Below are 17103 nucleotides of genomic sequence, written 5' to 3'. Positions count from 1 at the left end.
AGGAGATACTAATAAAAGAACGAACACATGTTACTTCAACTAAACCATATTTTTAAATGGGTTCAACAAGGTGGGCAAAGAGTCTTCTTGCTGAAAGACATCAATCTACAAGTAGAAGAAGGAGAGTTTATTTCCATCATGGGGCCCTCTGGGTCTGGAAAATCCACTTTACTGAACGTCATAGGAATGTTAGATGACTTTAATGAAGGTGAATATAATTTTCTTGATAAATCCGTACATCAACTTAAAGAAAAGCATAGAGCCAACTTGTATAAAGAATATATTGGTTTTGTATTTCAGTCTTATCATTTAATTGATGAATTAACCGTCTACGAAAATCTGGAAATGCCTTTATTATATAAAAAACACTCCAGTTCTGAACGTAAGGCCATGGTAGCCGATATGTTGGACCGTTTTAATATTGTAGGCAAAAAGGACCTGTTTCCCTCACAATTAAGTGGCGGCCAGCAGCAAGTGGTGGGCGTGGCAAGGGCATTAATATCAAATCCAAAACTTATTCTTGCCGATGAACCCACAGGTAACTTGAATTCTCAGCAAGGAGAAGAAATTATGCAACTTTTTAAACAGCTTAATGATGAAGGGGTAACCATTATTCAAGTAACACATTCAGAAAAAAATGCCGCTTATGGTAAGCGCATCATTAATTTATTGGATGGGAGGATGGTGTAAGCCCGTTTATCAAAAAAAAATCAGCCTAAGTTGAGGCCCAGTTTTATAGAATATTGTGCGAAACTAAACCTCCATAACCAATACCTATCTGCCCATATTACATTTCAATGCAAACGCTTTAGTTTCTTGCCCTTATGCCGTATCTTTGTTCTTTAGAATGATTTTATATAATGAAGATTGATAAAAAAGCAGTTTTAAAGGCACTAGAGAACATTACCGTACCCGGTGAGGGACAGAATATGGTAGAAAGCGGTGCGGTTAAAAATATACAGATTTTTGGCGACGAGGTTGAAGTTGATATAACCATTGGCAATCCCAGTCTACAGGCCAGAAAAAAGACCGAAGTAGAAATCTTAAAAATCATACACCGAGAGGTATATGAGAAAGCAAAGATAAAAGTCAACATAAAGGTAGATGCTCCGGCAAAACCCAAGACCAATGAAATTAAGGGCAAGCCATTGCCTGGCATTCAAAATATTATTGCGGTAGCTTCCGGAAAAGGTGGTGTAGGTAAATCTACAGTTACTGCAAACTTGGCGGTAACCCTTGCAAAAATGGGTTTTAAAGTTGGTGTTTTAGATGCGGATATCTACGGACCATCCATGCCTATCATGTTTGACGTTCCCTTGGAAAAACCATTAGCGGTCAACGTTGGTGGAAAATCAAAAATGAAACCGGTTGAGAATTATGGCGTAAAGCTATTATCTATCGGGTTCTTTACCCAGCCCAACCAAGCGGTTATTTGGCGTGGTCCCATGGCTGCAAAAGCCTTGAACCAAATGATTTTTGATGCGCATTGGGGTGAACTGGATTTTATGCTGATTGACCTTCCACCGGGAACAGGAGACATTCACCTAAGCATTATGCAAGCCATGCCCGTAACTGGGGCCGTGGTGGTAAGTACACCTCAGAACGTTGCCTTGGCGGACGCTAGAAAAGGGGTGGCCATGTTCCAACAGGAGTCCATAAATGTTCCCGTATTGGGAATAGTGGAAAATATGGCTTATTTTACACCTGACGAGCTTCCTGACAATAAGTACTATATTTTTGGTAAGGAAGGAGCAAAAAATCTGTCTGAAGATTTAAACGTACCTTTCTTAGGAGAAATTCCATTGGTTCAGAGCATTCGCGAAGCGGGTGACGTTGGTAGACCAGCGGCCTTGCAAACGGCCACACCGGTTGAAGAAGCTTTTGAAGAGGTTACAAAAAATGTAGTACAAGAGGTTGTAGGGAGAAACAAAAGTCTTCCCCCTACCGAGGCAATTAAGATAACAACTATGGCAGGCTGTTCTGCCGTTAAGAAAAAATAATATGACATCCGAAAATATGACATCCGAAGAATTAAAACAGAATGTTGAAAAAGCCCTAGAAGAGATTCGTCCTTTTCTACAGAGCGATGGAGGTGATATTTCCTTAATCTCTATTGATAACGAAAATTCTGTAAAGGTAAGGTTAGAGGGCGCATGTGTTGGATGTAGCGTTAATCAAATGACCCTAAAAAGCGGTGTGGAAATGACCATAAAAAAGTACGCTCCACAAATTGAAGAGGTCATAAATATTGTAGCCTAAATGCTGATTTTAGTCATATTCTTACAGACGTTTTAACTCTAATATTGTCTGACCTTTAATGTAAAACTCAATGATCAAAACAGACTTATTGATTATTGGAGCTGGCCCAACAGGGCTTTTTGCCGTTTTTGAGGCAGGCCTATTACAGCTCAAGTGCCATTTAATTGATGCACTACCACAAGCCGGGGGCCAATGTTCCGAAATCTATCCCAAAAAACCCATTTATGACATTCCTGGTTTCCCCGAGGTATTAGCGGGCGACTTGGTGAACAATTTAATGGAACAAATAAAACCTTTTGAACCTGGTTTTACTTTAGGCGAAAGAGCACAGACCATAGAAAAATTAGAGGACGGTACTTTTATTGTAACGACCAATAAAGGAACCAAACACCACGCTCCTATTGTAGCCATTGCTGGAGGCTTGGGTAGTTTTGAACCTCGCAAGCCACTTCTTGAAAACCTCCAGAAGTACGAGGACAATGGCGTTGCCTATATCATTAAGGATCCTGAGGTCTACCGAAATAAGAAAGTGGTAATTGCAGGAGGAGGAGATTCCGCTCTGGATTGGAGTATATTTTTAGCCGATGTAGCCTCAGAAGTCACTTTGGTACACCGTAGAAACGAGTTTAGAGGTGCATTAGATTCCGTAGAGAAAGTGCAACACCTCAAGAACCAAGGTAAAATAAACCTAATCACCCCTGCTGAAATCGTTGCTCTTAAAGGCGAGGAAACCCTAGAGGCCGTTTCCATTAGAAAAACAACAAATCCTAATGAGGATGTTACCTTAGAAGTTGATAATTTTGTGCCGCTTTTTGGTCTTTCTCCCAAATTGGGACCCATTGCAGATTGGGGCCTTGATATTGAAAAAAATGCCATAAAAGTAGATACGTTCGATTATCAGACTAACGTACCGGGAATATATGCCATAGGCGATGTTAACACCTATCCAGGGAAATTAAAATTGATTCTCTGTGGTTTTCATGAAGCAACATTAATGTGCCAAAGTGCGTACCAGCGTATTTACCCGGATAAAAAATATGTAATGAAATATACGACCGTAGGCGGCGTAACCGGTTTTGACGGAAGTAAAAAAGAGGCGCCAAAGGCGGTTGTAAAATCCATTGATTAGTAAAAGTTTATAATTCAAGAATATTAATGTCCGACATAAAAATAAAAATAACCGACCGTGATGGTGTAACCCATGAGGTAGACGCCCCAACCGATATGAACATGAACCTTATGGAAGTCGTACGTTCGTACGAATTGGCCCCTGAAGGAACTATTGGAATCTGCGGTGGTATGGCCATGTGTGCTTCTTGCCAATGCTATGTAGAATCCGATCATGAACTTCCTGAAAAGTCCGATGATGAAGATGCCATGTTGGCCGAAGCTTTTGACGTTAAGGATAACAGCCGTTTGGGATGTCAAATTCATATGACCCCAGATTTAGACGGCCTAGAAGTTGAACTGGCTCCTGAAAGTTAGATTCTTGCCTGGTAGGTAAACAAGTTGTAGTACCTACCTTCTTTTGAAATTAGCTCGTCGTGGGTACCTTCTTCGGCAATTCTACCATTTTCAATAACTAAAATCTGATTCGCTTTTCGGATGGTACTTAACCTGTGCGCTATTACAAAAGTGGTACGCCCTTCCGTTAAAGCTGCTAAACTCTTTTGAATCAAGGCTTCGCTTTCTGTATCCAAATTAGATGTAGCCTCATCTAGAATTAAAATTTTAGGGTCGGCCAAAACGGCCCTTGCAATCGCAATACGTTGGCGTTGCCCCCCGGAAAGCTTAACACCGCGCTCCCCTATCAAAGTGTCGAGTCCATCTTCAAACCTATCTGTAAACTCATTTACATAAGCAGCTTCAACCGCCTGTTGCAATTGCTCTTCAGAAGCATTTGGTCTAGGAAACAGAATATTCTCCCGTATGGTTCCCTCAAACAGAAAATCGTCCTGCAAAACCACCCCTAAATGTTGTCTAAAACTATTTAGGTTTACTTTAGAGACGTCCTTGCCGTCTATAGTAATCCTTCCCGACTGAGGGTTTAAAAAAGTAGCCGCCAATCCTGCAATGGTAGATTTTCCTGAACCAGAACTCCCTACTAAAGCGACTACGTTTCCGGATTTCACCTCAAAGTTAATGTTGTGCAACACCTCCTTATCTTCCTCATAGGCAAACGAAACATCATCAAAAACAATATCCCCTTTAATCTCATCTAGAACAATCGTTCGGTTTTCTTCATCTGACTCAGGGGTCATATTCATAAGTTCTTCCGTACGGTCCAATCCAGCCAGTGCTTCGGTCAACTGACTACCAATATTGCTCATTTGAACAATAGGAGCTATCATCAACCCTAACAAAAATGTAAAGGTTAAAAATTCACCAATAGTAAGCTCATCCATCATTATTTTATAACCTCCTATACCCATAATACCCGTAGTGGCAATCCCCAAAAGAAAGGTTGAAGAACTGGTCATGAAAGCAGTGGCGGTCAAACTCTTTTTTACATTTTGAAAAAGACGGTCTACTCCCTTTTCAAAAATTTTATTTTCTTGCTCTTCCGCATTAAAACCCTTGATTACGCGAACGCCACCCAAGGTTTCCGTAAGTCTCCCTGTGACCTCGGCATTTATTTTTCCTCTATTTCTAAAAATGGGTCTTATAATCTTAAAAGCCTTTAATGCTATAATAGCAAATATGGCAAGCGGCACTAAGGTGAACACCGTCATCGTCCAACTGATCCGCAATAACAATATAAGTGAAACTACAGCGGTAATGGTTCCGCCAACAAGTTGGACCAACCCAGTACCGATAAGATTACGGACCCCTTCCACATCGCTCATAATACGGGAAACCAAAGCTCCGGATTTTGCATTATCAAAAAAGCTTATAGGTAACGAGAGCACCTTTTTCTGCACTTGAGTCCTAAGCTCAGAAATTAGAAACTGTGCCTGTACGCTTAAGATTTTAGTCAATAAAAATGAGGTTACCGCTTGTACCAAGATTGCTAAGGCAACAGCACCAACAAGCAATTTTAAAAAATCCAGGTCTTTATTGGGTATAATGTCGTCCATTAAATATTTAAGGGACATAGGTGCAATAAAACTTGCTGCTTTACTTATTACAATAAGCACAAGACCTATAAACACAAGATTTCGTCTGGGCCAGATAATGGTCTTAAATGCGGTAAGGATACTAACTTTCTTTTCGGCCATGGAAGATGTTTTGAAGAGGGCAAAGTTACGGTAAAAACAGCGACTTTGCTTTTTAAGAAAGTTATCTAAATCATAAAGCTAAACCACTAGCGAATATTGAGAATACACAGCGTAATCTAGAAAATTTAATCTTCCGCTTCCTTTGTAACGATCAAGGTAGCTTTAGAACCTTCGGAGAGCAACCATTTATTCGCGTAGATAAGCTCTCCCTTATCATCATAAACGTTGATTTGTGCGGTGTTAGGAGGAGAAGAACCCACATTAAGGGCCTCAAAATCTATACGGTTAAAACCTTCTTTTAAATCAACATTCACGCCTTTAAAAGAGCCGGTCAAAAGAATATTAGGGTCGGCCACATCACCGTTAACATATATTTTTACACGATCCCCATCTACAAATTCGTGATCACGACAAACGATACCCACAAACTTCCCGTTGTTTTTTACATCGCCCAAATACATATCTGCAAAGTGCTGTTTAGAACCTTCCTTGGGTTGTCTTGGCCCTACTTTTGGGTCTATTTTCATACCTGCCCCGGCCTGAACCAGTTCGCGGTCATCAATCATCTTTACAGGGTTGCGTTTTGCGATATCAAAATCTACCTGAGGCTGGTCATCCACCACGGATGGTATTTTTAACGAAGTGCCTTGGTCAGGCTTGGCGTTATCATCAATCTTATTGGCGGCATCAATCTTAAGGTCTTTCTTTTGGGGAATATCCGTCTGGGCCATCCCCGTAAGGGAAAACAGCAGTGCAGCCAATACCAGTACCGAATATTTTTTGACCATTGTATAAAAAAAAATGCAAGATAAAGATAACAAATACCCTGCCATAGGGGCTTAAGGCAATGTTAAAACGATAAATTACTAAAAATCGTATCGGCAATCAATCTATGTCCTGTTTTATTAGGATGTATAGGGTCTTTGCCATAACACTCTTTTTGACTTGCAAAAAGCGGTTTCCTAATATTTATCTCGGCATTGGCGTAAGGATGCTGCATTTCTAGAATAATATCGGTAAACTTTTCAAGCACTTCCGCATCATATTTAGGATAGGGATTTTTATAACTATAGGACATTGCTTTTTCATTTTTTTTACTGGACTCGGCCAAGGGTGGTGGAGTGAGTAAAATGGTCTTGATATCCCTTTGACGCATTTTTTCAAGAAAAGAATAAACGCCAATTTTAAAGCTTCTGAACAGTTCATCGGAAGGTTTTCCGTAAATACCGTCATTAATACCATAGCAGAAAAGGGCTACATCTATGGAGTTTTTGTCCAAAATCTCATCTAACCGTTCAAAAAGGTACGGCCTAGGACCAGAATGATCCTGTTCTGTAAGTCCGCTTACGGTTTCACTACTCTTCCCAAAGTTGATGAACGTAATATTGAGTTCCGGTTTTTCTAGATTGAATTTTTCCTGAAGCATTTCAACATAACCATGCCCGCCTGCGTACGTAATGCTATCGCCAAAACAACCCACCACCTGATTTTTCTTTAATTGAAATTTGGAGTTATCAAAGCACCCTATTAGGCTAGTACTTACAACTGCCAGTGCCGTTCTATTAATGAACTGTCTTCTTTTCATCATCGTGCAATGATTCAATAATTTAAATAAAAATATCAAGAATGAGCACCCCTATGAGCCCCATAACTCCAACTGTGGTCTCCATTACCGTCCATGTTTTTAAGGTGTCCTTAACCGATAGATTAAAATACTCCTTATAAAGCCAAAACCCGCTATCGTTAACATGGGATAACATTAGACTTCCCGAGCCAATTGCTAAAACCATTAGCTCCGGACTAACATCCGTATTGGCGATTAACGGCAAAACAATACCCGCTGCTGTAAGACCGGCCACCGTTGCGGAGCCTACACAGACCCGAATGACCGTTGCTATAAGCCATGCCAAAATAAGTGGAGAAATAGTAGAACCTTTTAGCATTTCACCTATATAATCGCTCACCCCACTATCTATAAGCACTTGTTTTAACGCTCCCGCACCCGCTATAATCAAAAGTACCATGGTAATACCAGAAACGGCACTGGAAACGGAATCCATTACATCTTTCATTTTTTTACCCCTAGCCAGTCCCAAGGTATAAATGGCCACCAGAACAGATATAAGCATTGCCATTACGGGATTACCCAAAATATCAGTTGCTTTTCTAACAGCATTCCCTTCGGGCAACAACAAGGTCATTACAGAAGCGAAACCTATAAGAATTACAGGAAGCAGTGCCGTAAGAATACTGGTAGCCGTACTTGGCATTTCATCATCCGTTAAAACTTTTGGATTTAAAAATTCCTTAAGGGGAGTTGCCTTTACATTTTTAATAGCGCGTGACAATAGCGGCCCTGCAACGATAATAGCAGGTATGGCCACTAGAATACCATACAATAAGGTTTTCCCGATATCGGCATTAAAAATAACCGCTATACCCGTAGGCGCCGGATGCGGAGGAAGGTACCCGTGTGTTACGGAAAGAGATGCCAACATGGGCAAACCCACATAAATTAAAGGAAGCCTGGTAGCTGCGGCCACCGTAAAGACCAAGGGTATTAAAATAACAAAACCCACCGTATAGAACATGGGAATACCCACGATAAAACCCGTAAGCACTACGGCCCATTGAATGTGTTTCTTTCCAAATTTTTCCACCAACTGAGTAGTAATACGTTGTGCCGCCCCACTGTCTGCCACCAACTTACCCAACATAGCACCTAGACCCAAAATTAAAATTAAGTATCCAAGTGTGTTTCCAATACCGGATTGTATGGATTTGGTTACCGTTTCAAAATCCATTCCTTCTGCTACCCCAACCAACAGGGAAACGATAATAAAGGCGATAAAGGCATTGAGTTTAAAACGGGCTATTAAAATGAAGAGAATGAAAATTCCGGCAATAACAATGGCAAGTGGCATGGGCTAGATTGGTATTAAGCCCTCTAAGATACTAAATTAGATAACAAATGAAACTCGAAAAAACACACTTAAGCCCTTCTTTTTAAGTTGATGGACCCTAAGGTTTATGAATAGTTTTCCGAAAGGGTTTTTAATACATTAACCGCTTTTTCACCCACCTTGTGGTCTACAAAAATATGGTCATGATAGTAAGCCGCAACAACGTTACAACTGATGTTATTTTTTGCCAGTTCCGAAGAAAATAGCGCGGTAAGCCCTACTCCTTCTAATGATGAGTGGATCTCCAAAGTTATCCAAGAAGCGATGTACTCATACGGAAGTTGTAAAGCATCGGCTTTTTGCTTGGCTATAATTACCGTAACACCCTCCTCTTCTTTAAATTCGCAAATTGTATCCGCTCTTGAGATGTGATCCACATTGGGCAAAGTTACAAATACGTATTCACCCTCATTTAACTTGGGGGTCATACCTTTTATCACTTCCGCTAAGTTTTTTTCTCCTGCCATTTATTTCAATTTATAACAATTGTGCTATTTCCAGCCAACAACCAGATACTAAAACTACATTGGTGTAAATTTCTATACAAACATATAGATACTTGACTAATTTGTTGATTTCAAATACGATAAAGTCCAAAAAAAGAGAGAACCCATAGAATTCTCTCTTTTAATAATACTGGAACAAGCCCTATTAACCTTCTAAATACCCAAACTTACCATTATTAAAATCATGAAAAGCTTGCATTAACTCTTCTTTGGTATTCATAACAAAAGGGCCATGAGCGGCAATTGGTTCGTTTAGAGGCTCACCACTCAACACCAACACCAAAGCGTCTTCAGATGCTTCCACCGTAAAATCTTCACCATCATTAGCCATAAGTACCAAATGATCTGCAGGAGCATGTTCTTTACCGTTCACTGTAATACTTCCCTCAATCACCAACACAACCGTATTGTAATTTTCGGGAAAGGAGAAGTCCGCTTTAGCTCCGCTTTTTAAATGGGCATTTAACATATGAATTGGTGTAAAAGTAGACGCAGCTCCTTTTATGTCTTTGTACACACCAGCTATTACCTCTATTTTACCCGCACCGTCCGGAAGTATATAGTTACCCAAGTCTTCCTTTTTTAATGCCTGATATTTGGGTGCGCTCATTTTATCTTTTTGGGGCAAGTTTACCCAAAGTTGTACCATTTGAAAATCGCCCCCTTTTTTTGCCCATTCCTCCTCATGATATTCTTTGTGTAATACTCCGCTTGCAGCGGTCATCCATTGCACATCTCCTTCACCAATTACGCCACCACCTCCGCTACTGTCATGGTGGGCTACCCTACCTTTATAGGCAATGGTAACAGTTTCAAAACCTCTATGCGGATGAACGTCCACCCCTCTAGGATTATCCGTTGCCGAAAAGTGAAATTTTGAATTATAATCCATCATTATAAACGGATTCATACGCTGCATATCCAATCTAAATCCGCTAGGGATAAAGTTATGTACCCTAAAACCATCCCCAACAAAATGTGGGTCTCTTGGTTTTGCCACTAATTCTACTGTTCTTGTTTTCATGTCTTTAAGATTTTATACCACAAAAGTATTGCGATAGGCCAACCTGTGCATTGATGTATGATAAGAACCTATTTTCTAAAATTTTTATCCGCAAGACTTTTTCTTACCCTGCTTAGGCTTTCTGGCGTAATACCCAAATATGATGCTACCATGGTTTGGGACACACGCAGAAGAATATCCGGGTACATTTTTACAAATTGCAAGTATCTTTCCTCTGCAGACGAACTTAAAAGTCCGTTTACTCTTTTTTGTAAGTGTCTAATATGGTTGTGCAACAACCGGGTATTGAAATCTGTAAAAGACGGTATTTTTTCCGATAAATCCTTAATGAACCTCTCGTCTATCAATACTACTTGACTCTCTTCCAACGCTTGAATATAATAAACCGAAGGTGAATTAAAATAGCTGCTCTCGCGGTCCGTAACAAACCAATTTTCCGGAGCAAAAGCTATAACGTGCTCTTTACCCTTAGCATCTATTGAATACTGTCTTAACAGGCCCTTTTCCACGAAAAAAGTATGGGTACAACGCTCTTCCCTGCGCAATAAAAAGGAATCTTTTTTTATGGTTTTAGTTGTACAATTATCAAGAATTGCCAAAACCTCGTTCTCATGAACATTAAGATTTGTAGTTAAAAAAGTCCTTAAGGTAGTGCTGTTCATTTTCCTTGTTCAATTCTAGTCCTAAAACTAAACAAATACGAACAGATTATGACAATGTCATTAATCCAAACTACTCAGATATATTTAAGGGAATTGTGAATTTAAAGTCGCTGCCCTTTCCAAAAGTACTTTCCGCCCAAATTTCACCTCCCAATTTTTCTACGAACTCTTTACAAAGAACAAGACCAAAACCAGACCCTTTTTCATTTGCCGTACCCACGCAAGCCATATTGGTATTAATCCCGAACAATTTTTGACATGTATCCTCGCTCATTCCTACACCATTATCGGAAACCGTGATTTCTACATAGGTCTCACCGGCTTTAGATGATACATTGATATGCCCACCAGGTTTAGTAAACTTAATTGCGTTTGAAACAAGGTTACGCACTACAGTCCTTATAATTTTATGATCAGAATTAACGGAAATAACACCTTCTTGATCATAATTAAGGGTAATACCCTTTGTGGATGCAATGACACTGGATAATTCCAGAGTTTCCTCTATTATCTGATTAATGCAAGTTCTTTCAATTCTGAAATCTATCTGTCCCGTTTGGGATTTGGCCCAATTCAAAAGGTTATCCAACAGGTTAAGACTGTTTTTGGTAGTTCGATCAATGAGGGTTAAATATTCTTTAGATTGAGCAACATCATTTTTTTGCACGGAATCATTCAATAAATCCGATAGCAGGCTTATATTGTTAAATGGACTTCTTAAATCATGGGCAATGATAGATAAGAGTTTGTCCTTGGTAGCCGCTACCTCCCTTAATTGGGCCTCGCTTTCTAGCAACTGCTTTTCGGCCTTTTTCATTCCGGTAACATCGCGAACTACGCAAATAAGGAATTTATCACCTCTTTCATCAATATACCGAGACTTTCTTGTGGATATAATCTTTGTTTCTGCACCCCTCACCGTTATATTCTCTTCACTGATATTCTCAACACCATCGGTCAAAACCTGTCTATCTACCTTTAAAAAATAATCTCTCTCTTCAGGTCTAACATCTTCGGCAAGCGTTTTACCGATTATTTCTTCACGAGGCATATCCATCATCTTACAGAAGGCATCGTTCACCAATATCAATCTACTTTGACTGTCTTTGACAAACACAGAATCTCCCATATGGTCTAGGACAGTTTGGGTATATTTTGCCTCTGTATTCAAATCAATATTCCGATTTAGGGGTTCACTCATTTCTCCGTTTACAATTATAAAATTAACCAAGGAAACAGCTGATAACGCTACCAAGAGTATAGCTTTAAGCCTATCTCATAACCTCTACGGGGGGAAGTAGAAATCTGTTAATCAATGATTAACAGCCCCTAAATTTAACATTTTTTTTAGAAATGTGTTATTGAAAGTAAATGTTTTGAAATTGCAGCATTACTCTTAATATGACATATAGATGAATGCAACATGCCGTAACCCTGTTATTCATTAAACCAGACCAGCATACACCTATACCTGCTCGTTGCTAAAAATAATTACAGAACATGTCTCAAAAAAAGGTTTTCTAGCTCTTCCTCTGGAGCTAAACAAAGTCCTGGGTGAGGTTTTGAACTTTGTATAATGGTACTTCTAGAAGCTGTAAGCCAGCGAAATCTTGATGGTAAATCCAATTTACCTATAGCACCTCCTTTAGGCTCTCCTTCACAAACCAATTCCCAAGCGGCCAAATACGATTCTAAAGCTTCGGGGTCTATCTCACTTGCAAACGCCCGGATACGTTGGCGGTCAATAACGAATTTCATTTTAAGAAACTTCTTTCGTTTTGAAAACACGATAGCTCCTATATTAATAAATTCCTCCCGCTCTACCTTTGGCACCAACCTTATAATGGCATACTCGTATGTAACCCTATCTTGCATCTTCCGCCTCTTTTATTAGCACATCTAACTTTCCCAATCTTGTGTTCAAAAATTTCATGTAGGCATCACGCTTCTCATGAGTTGTTAATGGGTCAGATTCACTAGACAGCCAATCTTCAGGTATTTTAGAAACAATTTCCGCAATGACTTCTTCACTTATTCTTTTCTTAATGATACCGGAAGCTTGGGGCAATTGAGTGGCACGTTCTAACAGCACATGGTCTTTAATCGCGGGAAAGGTCCGCTCCAGATGCGTTTCCCAAGTTTCCCAATTATGGTGAAAATAAAAACTGGAACCGTGATCGATCAGCCATAATTCTTTATGCCAATTCAGCAAGTTGGTATTTTTAGCCGTACGATCTATATTACTAATCATACTATCTAGAAGTACAACTTTAGAAGCGGTTAAAGGGTCTGCAACAGAAACTAAGGGGTCATAAACAATAGCTCCGGACAGAAAATGTAACCCAAGATTTAAGCCTACGCTAAATTTGAGCAAATCTTGGATTTCCTCATCAGGTTCGGTCTTACTGAAGCTATCGTCTAAGTTCATAAAAACAATTTCCGGCACCTTAAGTTCCATGGCACGAGCTAGTTCTGCGCCAATAAGTTCGGCAATTAAAGCTTTTTTTCCTTGACCGGCCCCTCTAAACTTTAAGACATAAAGAAACTCATCGTCTGCCTTAACTATACCAGGTAGCGAGCCGCCTTCCCTTAAGGGTTTTATATACTGTACTACGTCTACAGTTCTAATTTCAATTGCATTCATATGTGCTAAGGTAATGAAAGTTGTGTTTTACGATTGAGCTAGGTTATAGTTATTACGGCAAACAAAAGAAGCCTCACAAAATGAGGCTTCTTTATTAGTTTAGTTTGAGGTTTTTCACTTTTTAAGCTTACTCAAAAAACTTCTCATTTTGGGGATGATTTTATCCGCATCTTCTTCCAAAGCAAAATGACCGGTATCGTAAATGTTACAATCAATATTTTTTACATCTTTTTTAAAGGCAATCGCCCCACTCTCTGGAAAAAAGGCGTCGTTCTTTCCCCAAACAATTAAAGGTGGCGGTTGATTCTCCCTCAAATATTCCTGCCATTTTGGGTATAGCTTTACATTATTTTGATAATCATAAAACAAATCTAATTGAACGGCATGCGCGGTAGGTCTGGACATTCTCAAATAATCTAAATGCCAAGTATCCGGGTTAACCTTTTCGGGATTACGTGTACCATGTGTATATTGCCACTTAAGCCCTTCTAATGAAAAAGATTGTAATAATGCTTTTTCAGATTGCTCGTTTCTATTTGCCCAGAATGCTTTAGTATCTTTCCACGCTGCTCCCAAACCCTCTTCATACGCATTACCGTTCTGATTTATAATTGCCGTAACGCGCTCTGGATGGGCCGTAGCAATCCTAAAACCAATTGGAGCGCCATAATCTTGAATCATTAACGCATAGGAAGTAATTTCCTTTTTTTCCAAAAAAGCATCTATTGTAGCGGCAATGTTATCAAAAGTATATTCAAATGCACTAGCAGCTGGAAAATCGCTATTTCCAAAACCGGGATAATCCGGGGCTACTAAGTGATATTCATCAGATAATTGATCTAGTACTTTTCTATATTGGTGAGAGGACGTGGGAAAACCATGCAGCAAAACTATAGTCTCATTTTCTGGGTTACCTGCTTCTCGGTATGCTATATTTATTCCGTTAACTTCTAAAGTCCGATACTTAATTATTGTCATATTTTCTTTGTTTTTAGATATTAGATTTGATTTTTCTACATCTGGCATTGTTTTCCCAGACATAAATAGTGGCACAACAGCCAAAGCGTAAAGAATTAAGTTTTTCATAGTTTTAGTATTTATTACCGAATGTTCGGTAAAATTTAATGGTAAATTTTTTTTATTCGTTTAGATATCTAAATTCAATATCCTTTAAAGTTTGTTCAAATATCTTTAAGTCGTTCAACCCTTTAGTAACTACAAGACTACCTTGAATTTCCAATAAGGTTTGTACCGCATATTTTTTCGCTCTTTGATCAGTCAAGCCCAAATCCTGACCTAATTTTTTGAAGGCCTCAATCCAATGTAACATGCCTTTCCCTATTTGCTCACCAAACAATTCCAGTCCAGAACCTAAAGAAAACGCCCTTAAGATGCATGCATCCTTTCCATTGGTATAAACATCCCTAATACTATCCAAACCATTAACCAATCGTTGTGCGGGAGATACACTATCATCCCATAAAGCCTTGAATACTTTTTCTTCTGCCCGTTCCCCTAAATAATCCATAACAGCAATAGCCATACCCTGCTTTCCATCCGGAAAACGATGATACAAACTAGCTTTTTTAAGTCCTGTTTTCTGGGCTAATTCAGAAAGACTAGCCCCGTCATAACCTTTTGACCTAAAAACACCTACTAGGCTTTCAATAATTTGTTTATCCAGCACTTTCTGTGGTCTCATGGGGCAAATATACAAATTATTTGAATTTTACCAAACGTTCGGTAATTATTTTTAAATTTTTGCCCTTAGCATGAATATACTTTTCTATCTATCCTATATGGCTATTTGGATTTCAGGTATAAAAAAAGCTGAGAATAAATTCTCAGCTTTTCATTTTTAATCTTGTACTCGAGGTGGGAATCGAACCCACACTCCAAAGGAACTGGATTTTGAATCCAGCGCGTCTACCAGTTCCGCCACTCGAGCATTAAAATCGGACTGCAAAAGTAAAAATTTTTTTCTACCCCACACAAAAAAATAACAACATTTATGCTTTAGCAAGACAAATAAATTTCTAAATTTGCACCTCGCTAACAAAACGACTTGTCAATAAACTAATTCACAATACGTTACCCATGGCTTACCAAGTTCCCGAACCTAAGATTTTCGCATGTACCCAAAGTACTGAGTTAGCAAAAAAAATAGCCAAGTTTTATGGGGCCGAATTAGGCAACGTAATCTTCTCTAGATATAGCGATGGTGAATTTCAGCCTTCCTTTGAAGAGTCCGTTAGAGGTACCCGTATTTTCATTATCGGTTCAACGAATCCTAGTTCGGAACACCTAATGGAAATGTTATTAATGCTAGATGCCGCCAAGCGTGCCTCTGCTAGACACATAACCGCTGTAATGCCTTACTTTGGTTGGGCAAGACAAGACAGAAAAGATAAGCCAAGAGTGCCTATTGCGGCAAAGCTAATCGCCAAAATGCTTGAAGCGGCAGGTGCTACACGAATTATTACAATGGATTTGCATGCCGATCAAATTCAAGGTTTTTTTGAAAAACCTGTTGACCATTTGTTCGCATCCACTATGTTCTTACCATACCTTAAAAGCTTAAACCTGGAAAACCTGACCATAGCTTCACCAGATATGGGGGGCTCCAAAAGAGCTTATGCGTATTCCAAAGCATTGTCTAGTGATGTAGTAATCTGCTACAAACAACGGGCAAAGGCTAATGTAATATCGCACATGGAGCTTATTGGCGACGTAAAGGGAAAGAACGTGGTCTTAGTAGATGATATGGTAGATACCGCCGGAACGTTGACCAAGGCTGCCGATTTAATGATGGAAAGAGGTGCACTAAGTGTTAGGGCCATTACAACTCACGCCCTATTATCCGGTGATGCCTATGAAAAGATAGAAAAATCCCAACTATCGGAACTGATTGTTACAGATTCTATTCCGGCAAGACGGGACTCGGATAAAGTAAAAGTATTGAGCTGTGCAGAGCTGTTTGCAGATGTTATGCATAGGGTTCACCACAATACTTCCATTGCATCAAAATTTTTAATGTAGCTCAAACAAAGGGCTACCCAATTTAGAGTATTAATTTTTTAAACCATATAATGAAGTCAATTAAAATTAAAGGATCAGAAAGAGAAAGCGTGGGCAAGAAGGCAACGAAGGCCCTACGTAATGCTGGACAGGTTCCTTGCGTAGTATACGGAGGGGAAAAACCATTGCACTTTTCAGCAGATGAGTTAGCGTTCAGAGATTTAGTCTACACCCCAGCCGCGCATACCGTAAAGGTTGACTTAGGCGATGTTAAGGTAAAAGCGATTATGCAAGACATTCAGTTTCACCCAGTGACTGATAAAATTTTGCATATCGATTTCTATCAACTTTTTGATGATAAGGAAGTTACCATGAACATTCCTGTTCGTTTAGTAGGTAATGCTCCTGGTGTTAGAGCTGGTGGTCGTCTACTTTTTAGAAAGAGAAAACTTGCCATTAAAGCACTTCCGGACAACTTGCCAGATTATTTTGATATTGATATATCGAAATTGAAAATTGGTGAAAACATTACCGTTGAATCTTTATTGAAAGATGAATTTACTATCCTACACCCAGAAACAACTGTGGTGGTTCAAGTTAAAACGCAACGTACAGCAGTGGCCGTTGATGACGACGAAGAAATTGAAGGAGAAGAAGGAGAAGCTACTGAAGCAGCAGCTACTGAAGGTGGTGAAAGCCAAGAATAAATTTCAATTGAAGTTATATAAAGCGCCCTAATTTAGGGCGCTTTTGTATTTTTACACCTTAAGGTTGCCGCTTGGCATCTACTTTAGAACATAATCATGAAC

The 17103-nt window shown here is 39.4% G+C and carries 19 protein-coding genes and 1 tRNA gene; 7 read left to right on the top strand and 13 right to left on the bottom strand.

Annotation, left to right across the window (positions count from 1 at the left end; translation table 11 throughout):
- Window positions 1-27: 27 nt before the first annotated feature.
- The 5 genes from H9565_RS03655 to H9565_RS03635 all read left to right on the top strand — a co-directional run bounded on the left by H9565_RS03655 (window position 28) and on the right by H9565_RS03635 (window position 3744).
- Window positions 28-690 (top strand): ABC transporter ATP-binding protein, encoded by a 663-nt coding sequence (locus H9565_RS03655; protein ID WP_215437616.1) that lies wholly within the window; start codon window positions 28-30, stop codon window positions 688-690.
- A 170-nt stretch (window positions 691-860) separates the two neighbouring features.
- On the top strand, window positions 861-2000 hold the full coding sequence (locus H9565_RS03650) for an Mrp/NBP35 family ATP-binding protein (RefSeq protein ID WP_215437613.1): 1140 nt from the start codon (window positions 861-863) through the stop codon (window positions 1998-2000).
- Window positions 2001-2016: 16 nt separating this feature from the next.
- Window positions 2017-2259, top strand: a complete 243-nt coding sequence (locus H9565_RS03645; protein ID WP_215438211.1) for a NifU family protein — start codon at window positions 2017-2019, stop codon at window positions 2257-2259.
- A gap of 70 nt (window positions 2260-2329) precedes the next feature.
- Entirely contained in the window at window positions 2330-3388 is a 1059-nt protein-coding gene (locus H9565_RS03640) for an NAD(P)/FAD-dependent oxidoreductase (protein ID WP_215437610.1), read from the top strand.
- Window positions 3389-3414: 26 nt separating this feature from the next.
- Window positions 3415-3744, top strand: a complete 330-nt coding sequence (locus tag H9565_RS03635; RefSeq protein ID WP_215437608.1) for a 2Fe-2S iron-sulfur cluster-binding protein — start codon at window positions 3415-3417, stop codon at window positions 3742-3744.
- On the opposite strand, the gene H9565_RS03630 is transcribed toward H9565_RS03635, so the two are convergent.
- From H9565_RS03630 to H9565_RS03570, 13 genes are all read right to left on the bottom strand, one after another.
- Window positions 3741-5477, bottom strand: coding sequence for an ABC transporter ATP-binding protein (locus tag H9565_RS03630; RefSeq protein WP_215437606.1), 1737 nt, complete (start codon window positions 5475-5477; stop codon window positions 3741-3743). The genes H9565_RS03635 and H9565_RS03630 overlap by 4 nt on opposite strands.
- A 125-nt stretch (window positions 5478-5602) precedes the next feature.
- Window positions 5603-6265 carry a hypothetical protein gene (locus H9565_RS03625; RefSeq protein WP_215437604.1) on the bottom strand — a complete coding sequence of 221 codons (663 nt, stop codon included), beginning with the start codon at window positions 6263-6265 and terminating at the stop codon, window positions 5603-5605.
- A 62-nt stretch (window positions 6266-6327) separates the two neighbouring features.
- The gene (locus H9565_RS03620) at window positions 6328-7065 is read right to left on the bottom strand and encodes a GDSL-type esterase/lipase family protein (RefSeq protein ID WP_215437602.1); all 738 of its coding nucleotides are present in this window, start codon (window positions 7063-7065) and stop codon (window positions 6328-6330) included.
- 19 nt (window positions 7066-7084) lie between these two features.
- Window positions 7085-8401 (bottom strand): gluconate:H+ symporter, encoded by a 1317-nt coding sequence (locus H9565_RS03615; RefSeq protein ID WP_215437600.1) that lies wholly within the window; start codon window positions 8399-8401, stop codon window positions 7085-7087.
- A gap of 104 nt (window positions 8402-8505) precedes the next feature.
- The gene (locus H9565_RS03610) at window positions 8506-8907 is read right to left on the bottom strand and encodes an ACT domain-containing protein (RefSeq protein WP_215437598.1); all 402 of its coding nucleotides are present in this window, start codon (window positions 8905-8907) and stop codon (window positions 8506-8508) included.
- A 184-nt stretch (window positions 8908-9091) separates the two neighbouring features.
- Window positions 9092-9970, bottom strand: coding sequence for a pirin family protein (locus H9565_RS03605; protein ID WP_215437595.1), 879 nt, complete (start codon window positions 9968-9970; stop codon window positions 9092-9094).
- Window positions 9971-10038: 68 nt separating this feature from the next.
- The gene (locus tag H9565_RS03600; protein WP_215437591.1) at window positions 10039-10632 is read right to left on the bottom strand and encodes a Crp/Fnr family transcriptional regulator; all 594 of its coding nucleotides are present in this window, start codon (window positions 10630-10632) and stop codon (window positions 10039-10041) included.
- A gap of 70 nt (window positions 10633-10702) precedes the next feature.
- Window positions 10703-11833 carry a PAS domain-containing sensor histidine kinase gene (locus tag H9565_RS03595; protein WP_215437588.1) on the bottom strand — a complete coding sequence of 377 codons (1131 nt, stop codon included), beginning with the start codon at window positions 11831-11833 and terminating at the stop codon, window positions 10703-10705.
- A gap of 290 nt (window positions 11834-12123) precedes the next feature.
- Window positions 12124-12507, bottom strand: a complete 384-nt coding sequence (locus tag H9565_RS03590) for a DUF3037 domain-containing protein (protein WP_215437585.1) — start codon at window positions 12505-12507, stop codon at window positions 12124-12126.
- The gene (locus tag H9565_RS03585; protein ID WP_215437582.1) at window positions 12497-13276 is read right to left on the bottom strand and encodes a HipA family kinase; all 780 of its coding nucleotides are present in this window, start codon (window positions 13274-13276) and stop codon (window positions 12497-12499) included. The genes H9565_RS03590 and H9565_RS03585 overlap by 11 nt, the downstream gene beginning before the upstream one ends.
- A gap of 114 nt (window positions 13277-13390) precedes the next feature.
- Window positions 13391-14362, bottom strand: coding sequence for an alpha/beta fold hydrolase (locus H9565_RS03580; protein WP_215437580.1), 972 nt, complete (start codon window positions 14360-14362; stop codon window positions 13391-13393).
- A gap of 52 nt (window positions 14363-14414) precedes the next feature.
- Window positions 14415-14978: a TetR/AcrR family transcriptional regulator gene (locus tag H9565_RS03575; protein WP_215437577.1), complete on the bottom strand. Its 564-nt coding sequence runs from the start codon at window positions 14976-14978 to the stop codon at window positions 14415-14417.
- A gap of 165 nt (window positions 14979-15143) precedes the next feature.
- Window positions 15144-15224, bottom strand: a tRNA-Leu gene (locus tag H9565_RS03570).
- A 149-nt stretch (window positions 15225-15373) separates the two neighbouring features.
- Here H9565_RS03570 and H9565_RS03565 point away from each other — a divergent pair.
- Window positions 15374-16315 carry a ribose-phosphate pyrophosphokinase gene (locus H9565_RS03565; protein WP_215437574.1) on the top strand — a complete coding sequence of 314 codons (942 nt, stop codon included), beginning with the start codon at window positions 15374-15376 and terminating at the stop codon, window positions 16313-16315.
- Window positions 16316-16365: 50 nt separating this feature from the next.
- Complete coding sequence (locus H9565_RS03560) at window positions 16366-17001, top strand: 50S ribosomal protein L25/general stress protein Ctc (RefSeq protein ID WP_215437571.1); 636 nt, start codon at window positions 16366-16368, stop codon at window positions 16999-17001.
- Window positions 17002-17103: the final 102 nt, after the last annotated feature.

The sequence above is a fragment of the Zobellia russellii genome (assembly GCF_018728565.1).
Lineage (GTDB): Bacteria > Bacteroidota > Bacteroidia > Flavobacteriales > Flavobacteriaceae > Zobellia > Zobellia russellii.
The sequence above is the reverse complement of the archived record's forward strand: the minus strand, read 5'-3'. Positions and strand labels throughout refer to the sequence as shown.

What these genes read in the sequence shown, in the direction of transcription:
- H9565_RS03560 (WP_215437571.1), top strand. Translation starts at nt 16,366, where the DNA reads ATGAAGTCAATTAAAATTAAAGGATCAGAAAGAGAAAGCGTGGGCAAG.
- H9565_RS03605 (WP_215437595.1), bottom strand. Translation starts at nt 9,970, where the DNA reads ATGAAAACAAGAACAGTAGAATTAGTGGCAAAACCAAGAGACCCACAT.
- H9565_RS03575 (WP_215437577.1), bottom strand. Translation starts at nt 14,978, where the DNA reads ATGAGACCACAGAAAGTGCTGGATAAACAAATTATTGAAAGCCTAGTA.
- H9565_RS03615 (WP_215437600.1), bottom strand. Translation starts at nt 8,401, where the DNA reads ATGCCACTTGCCATTGTTATTGCCGGAATTTTCATTCTCTTCATTTTA.
- H9565_RS03625 (WP_215437604.1), bottom strand. Translation starts at nt 6,265, where the DNA reads ATGGTCAAAAAATATTCGGTACTGGTATTGGCTGCACTGCTGTTTTCC.
- H9565_RS03600 (WP_215437591.1), bottom strand. Translation starts at nt 10,632, where the DNA reads ATGAACAGCACTACCTTAAGGACTTTTTTAACTACAAATCTTAATGTT.
- H9565_RS03630 (WP_215437606.1), bottom strand. Translation starts at nt 5,477, where the DNA reads ATGGCCGAAAAGAAAGTTAGTATCCTTACCGCATTTAAGACCATTATC.
- H9565_RS03655 (WP_215437616.1), top strand. Translation starts at nt 28, where the DNA reads ATGTTACTTCAACTAAACCATATTTTTAAATGGGTTCAACAAGGTGGG.
- H9565_RS03620 (WP_215437602.1), bottom strand. Translation starts at nt 7,065, where the DNA reads ATGATGAAAAGAAGACAGTTCATTAATAGAACGGCACTGGCAGTTGTA.
- H9565_RS03650 (WP_215437613.1), top strand. Translation starts at nt 861, where the DNA reads ATGAAGATTGATAAAAAAGCAGTTTTAAAGGCACTAGAGAACATTACC.
- H9565_RS03635 (WP_215437608.1), top strand. Translation starts at nt 3,415, where the DNA reads ATGTCCGACATAAAAATAAAAATAACCGACCGTGATGGTGTAACCCAT.
- H9565_RS03585 (WP_215437582.1), bottom strand. Translation starts at nt 13,276, where the DNA reads ATGAATGCAATTGAAATTAGAACTGTAGACGTAGTACAGTATATAAAA.
- H9565_RS03595 (WP_215437588.1), bottom strand. Translation starts at nt 11,833, where the DNA reads ATGAGTGAACCCCTAAATCGGAATATTGATTTGAATACAGAGGCAAAA.
- H9565_RS03610 (WP_215437598.1), bottom strand. Translation starts at nt 8,907, where the DNA reads ATGGCAGGAGAAAAAAACTTAGCGGAAGTGATAAAAGGTATGACCCCC.
- H9565_RS03565 (WP_215437574.1), top strand. Translation starts at nt 15,374, where the DNA reads ATGGCTTACCAAGTTCCCGAACCTAAGATTTTCGCATGTACCCAAAGT.
- H9565_RS03645 (WP_215438211.1), top strand. Translation starts at nt 2,017, where the DNA reads ATGACATCCGAAGAATTAAAACAGAATGTTGAAAAAGCCCTAGAAGAG.
- H9565_RS03590 (WP_215437585.1), bottom strand. Translation starts at nt 12,507, where the DNA reads ATGCAAGATAGGGTTACATACGAGTATGCCATTATAAGGTTGGTGCCA.
- H9565_RS03640 (WP_215437610.1), top strand. Translation starts at nt 2,330, where the DNA reads ATGATCAAAACAGACTTATTGATTATTGGAGCTGGCCCAACAGGGCTT.
- H9565_RS03580 (WP_215437580.1), bottom strand. Translation starts at nt 14,362, where the DNA reads ATGAAAAACTTAATTCTTTACGCTTTGGCTGTTGTGCCACTATTTATG.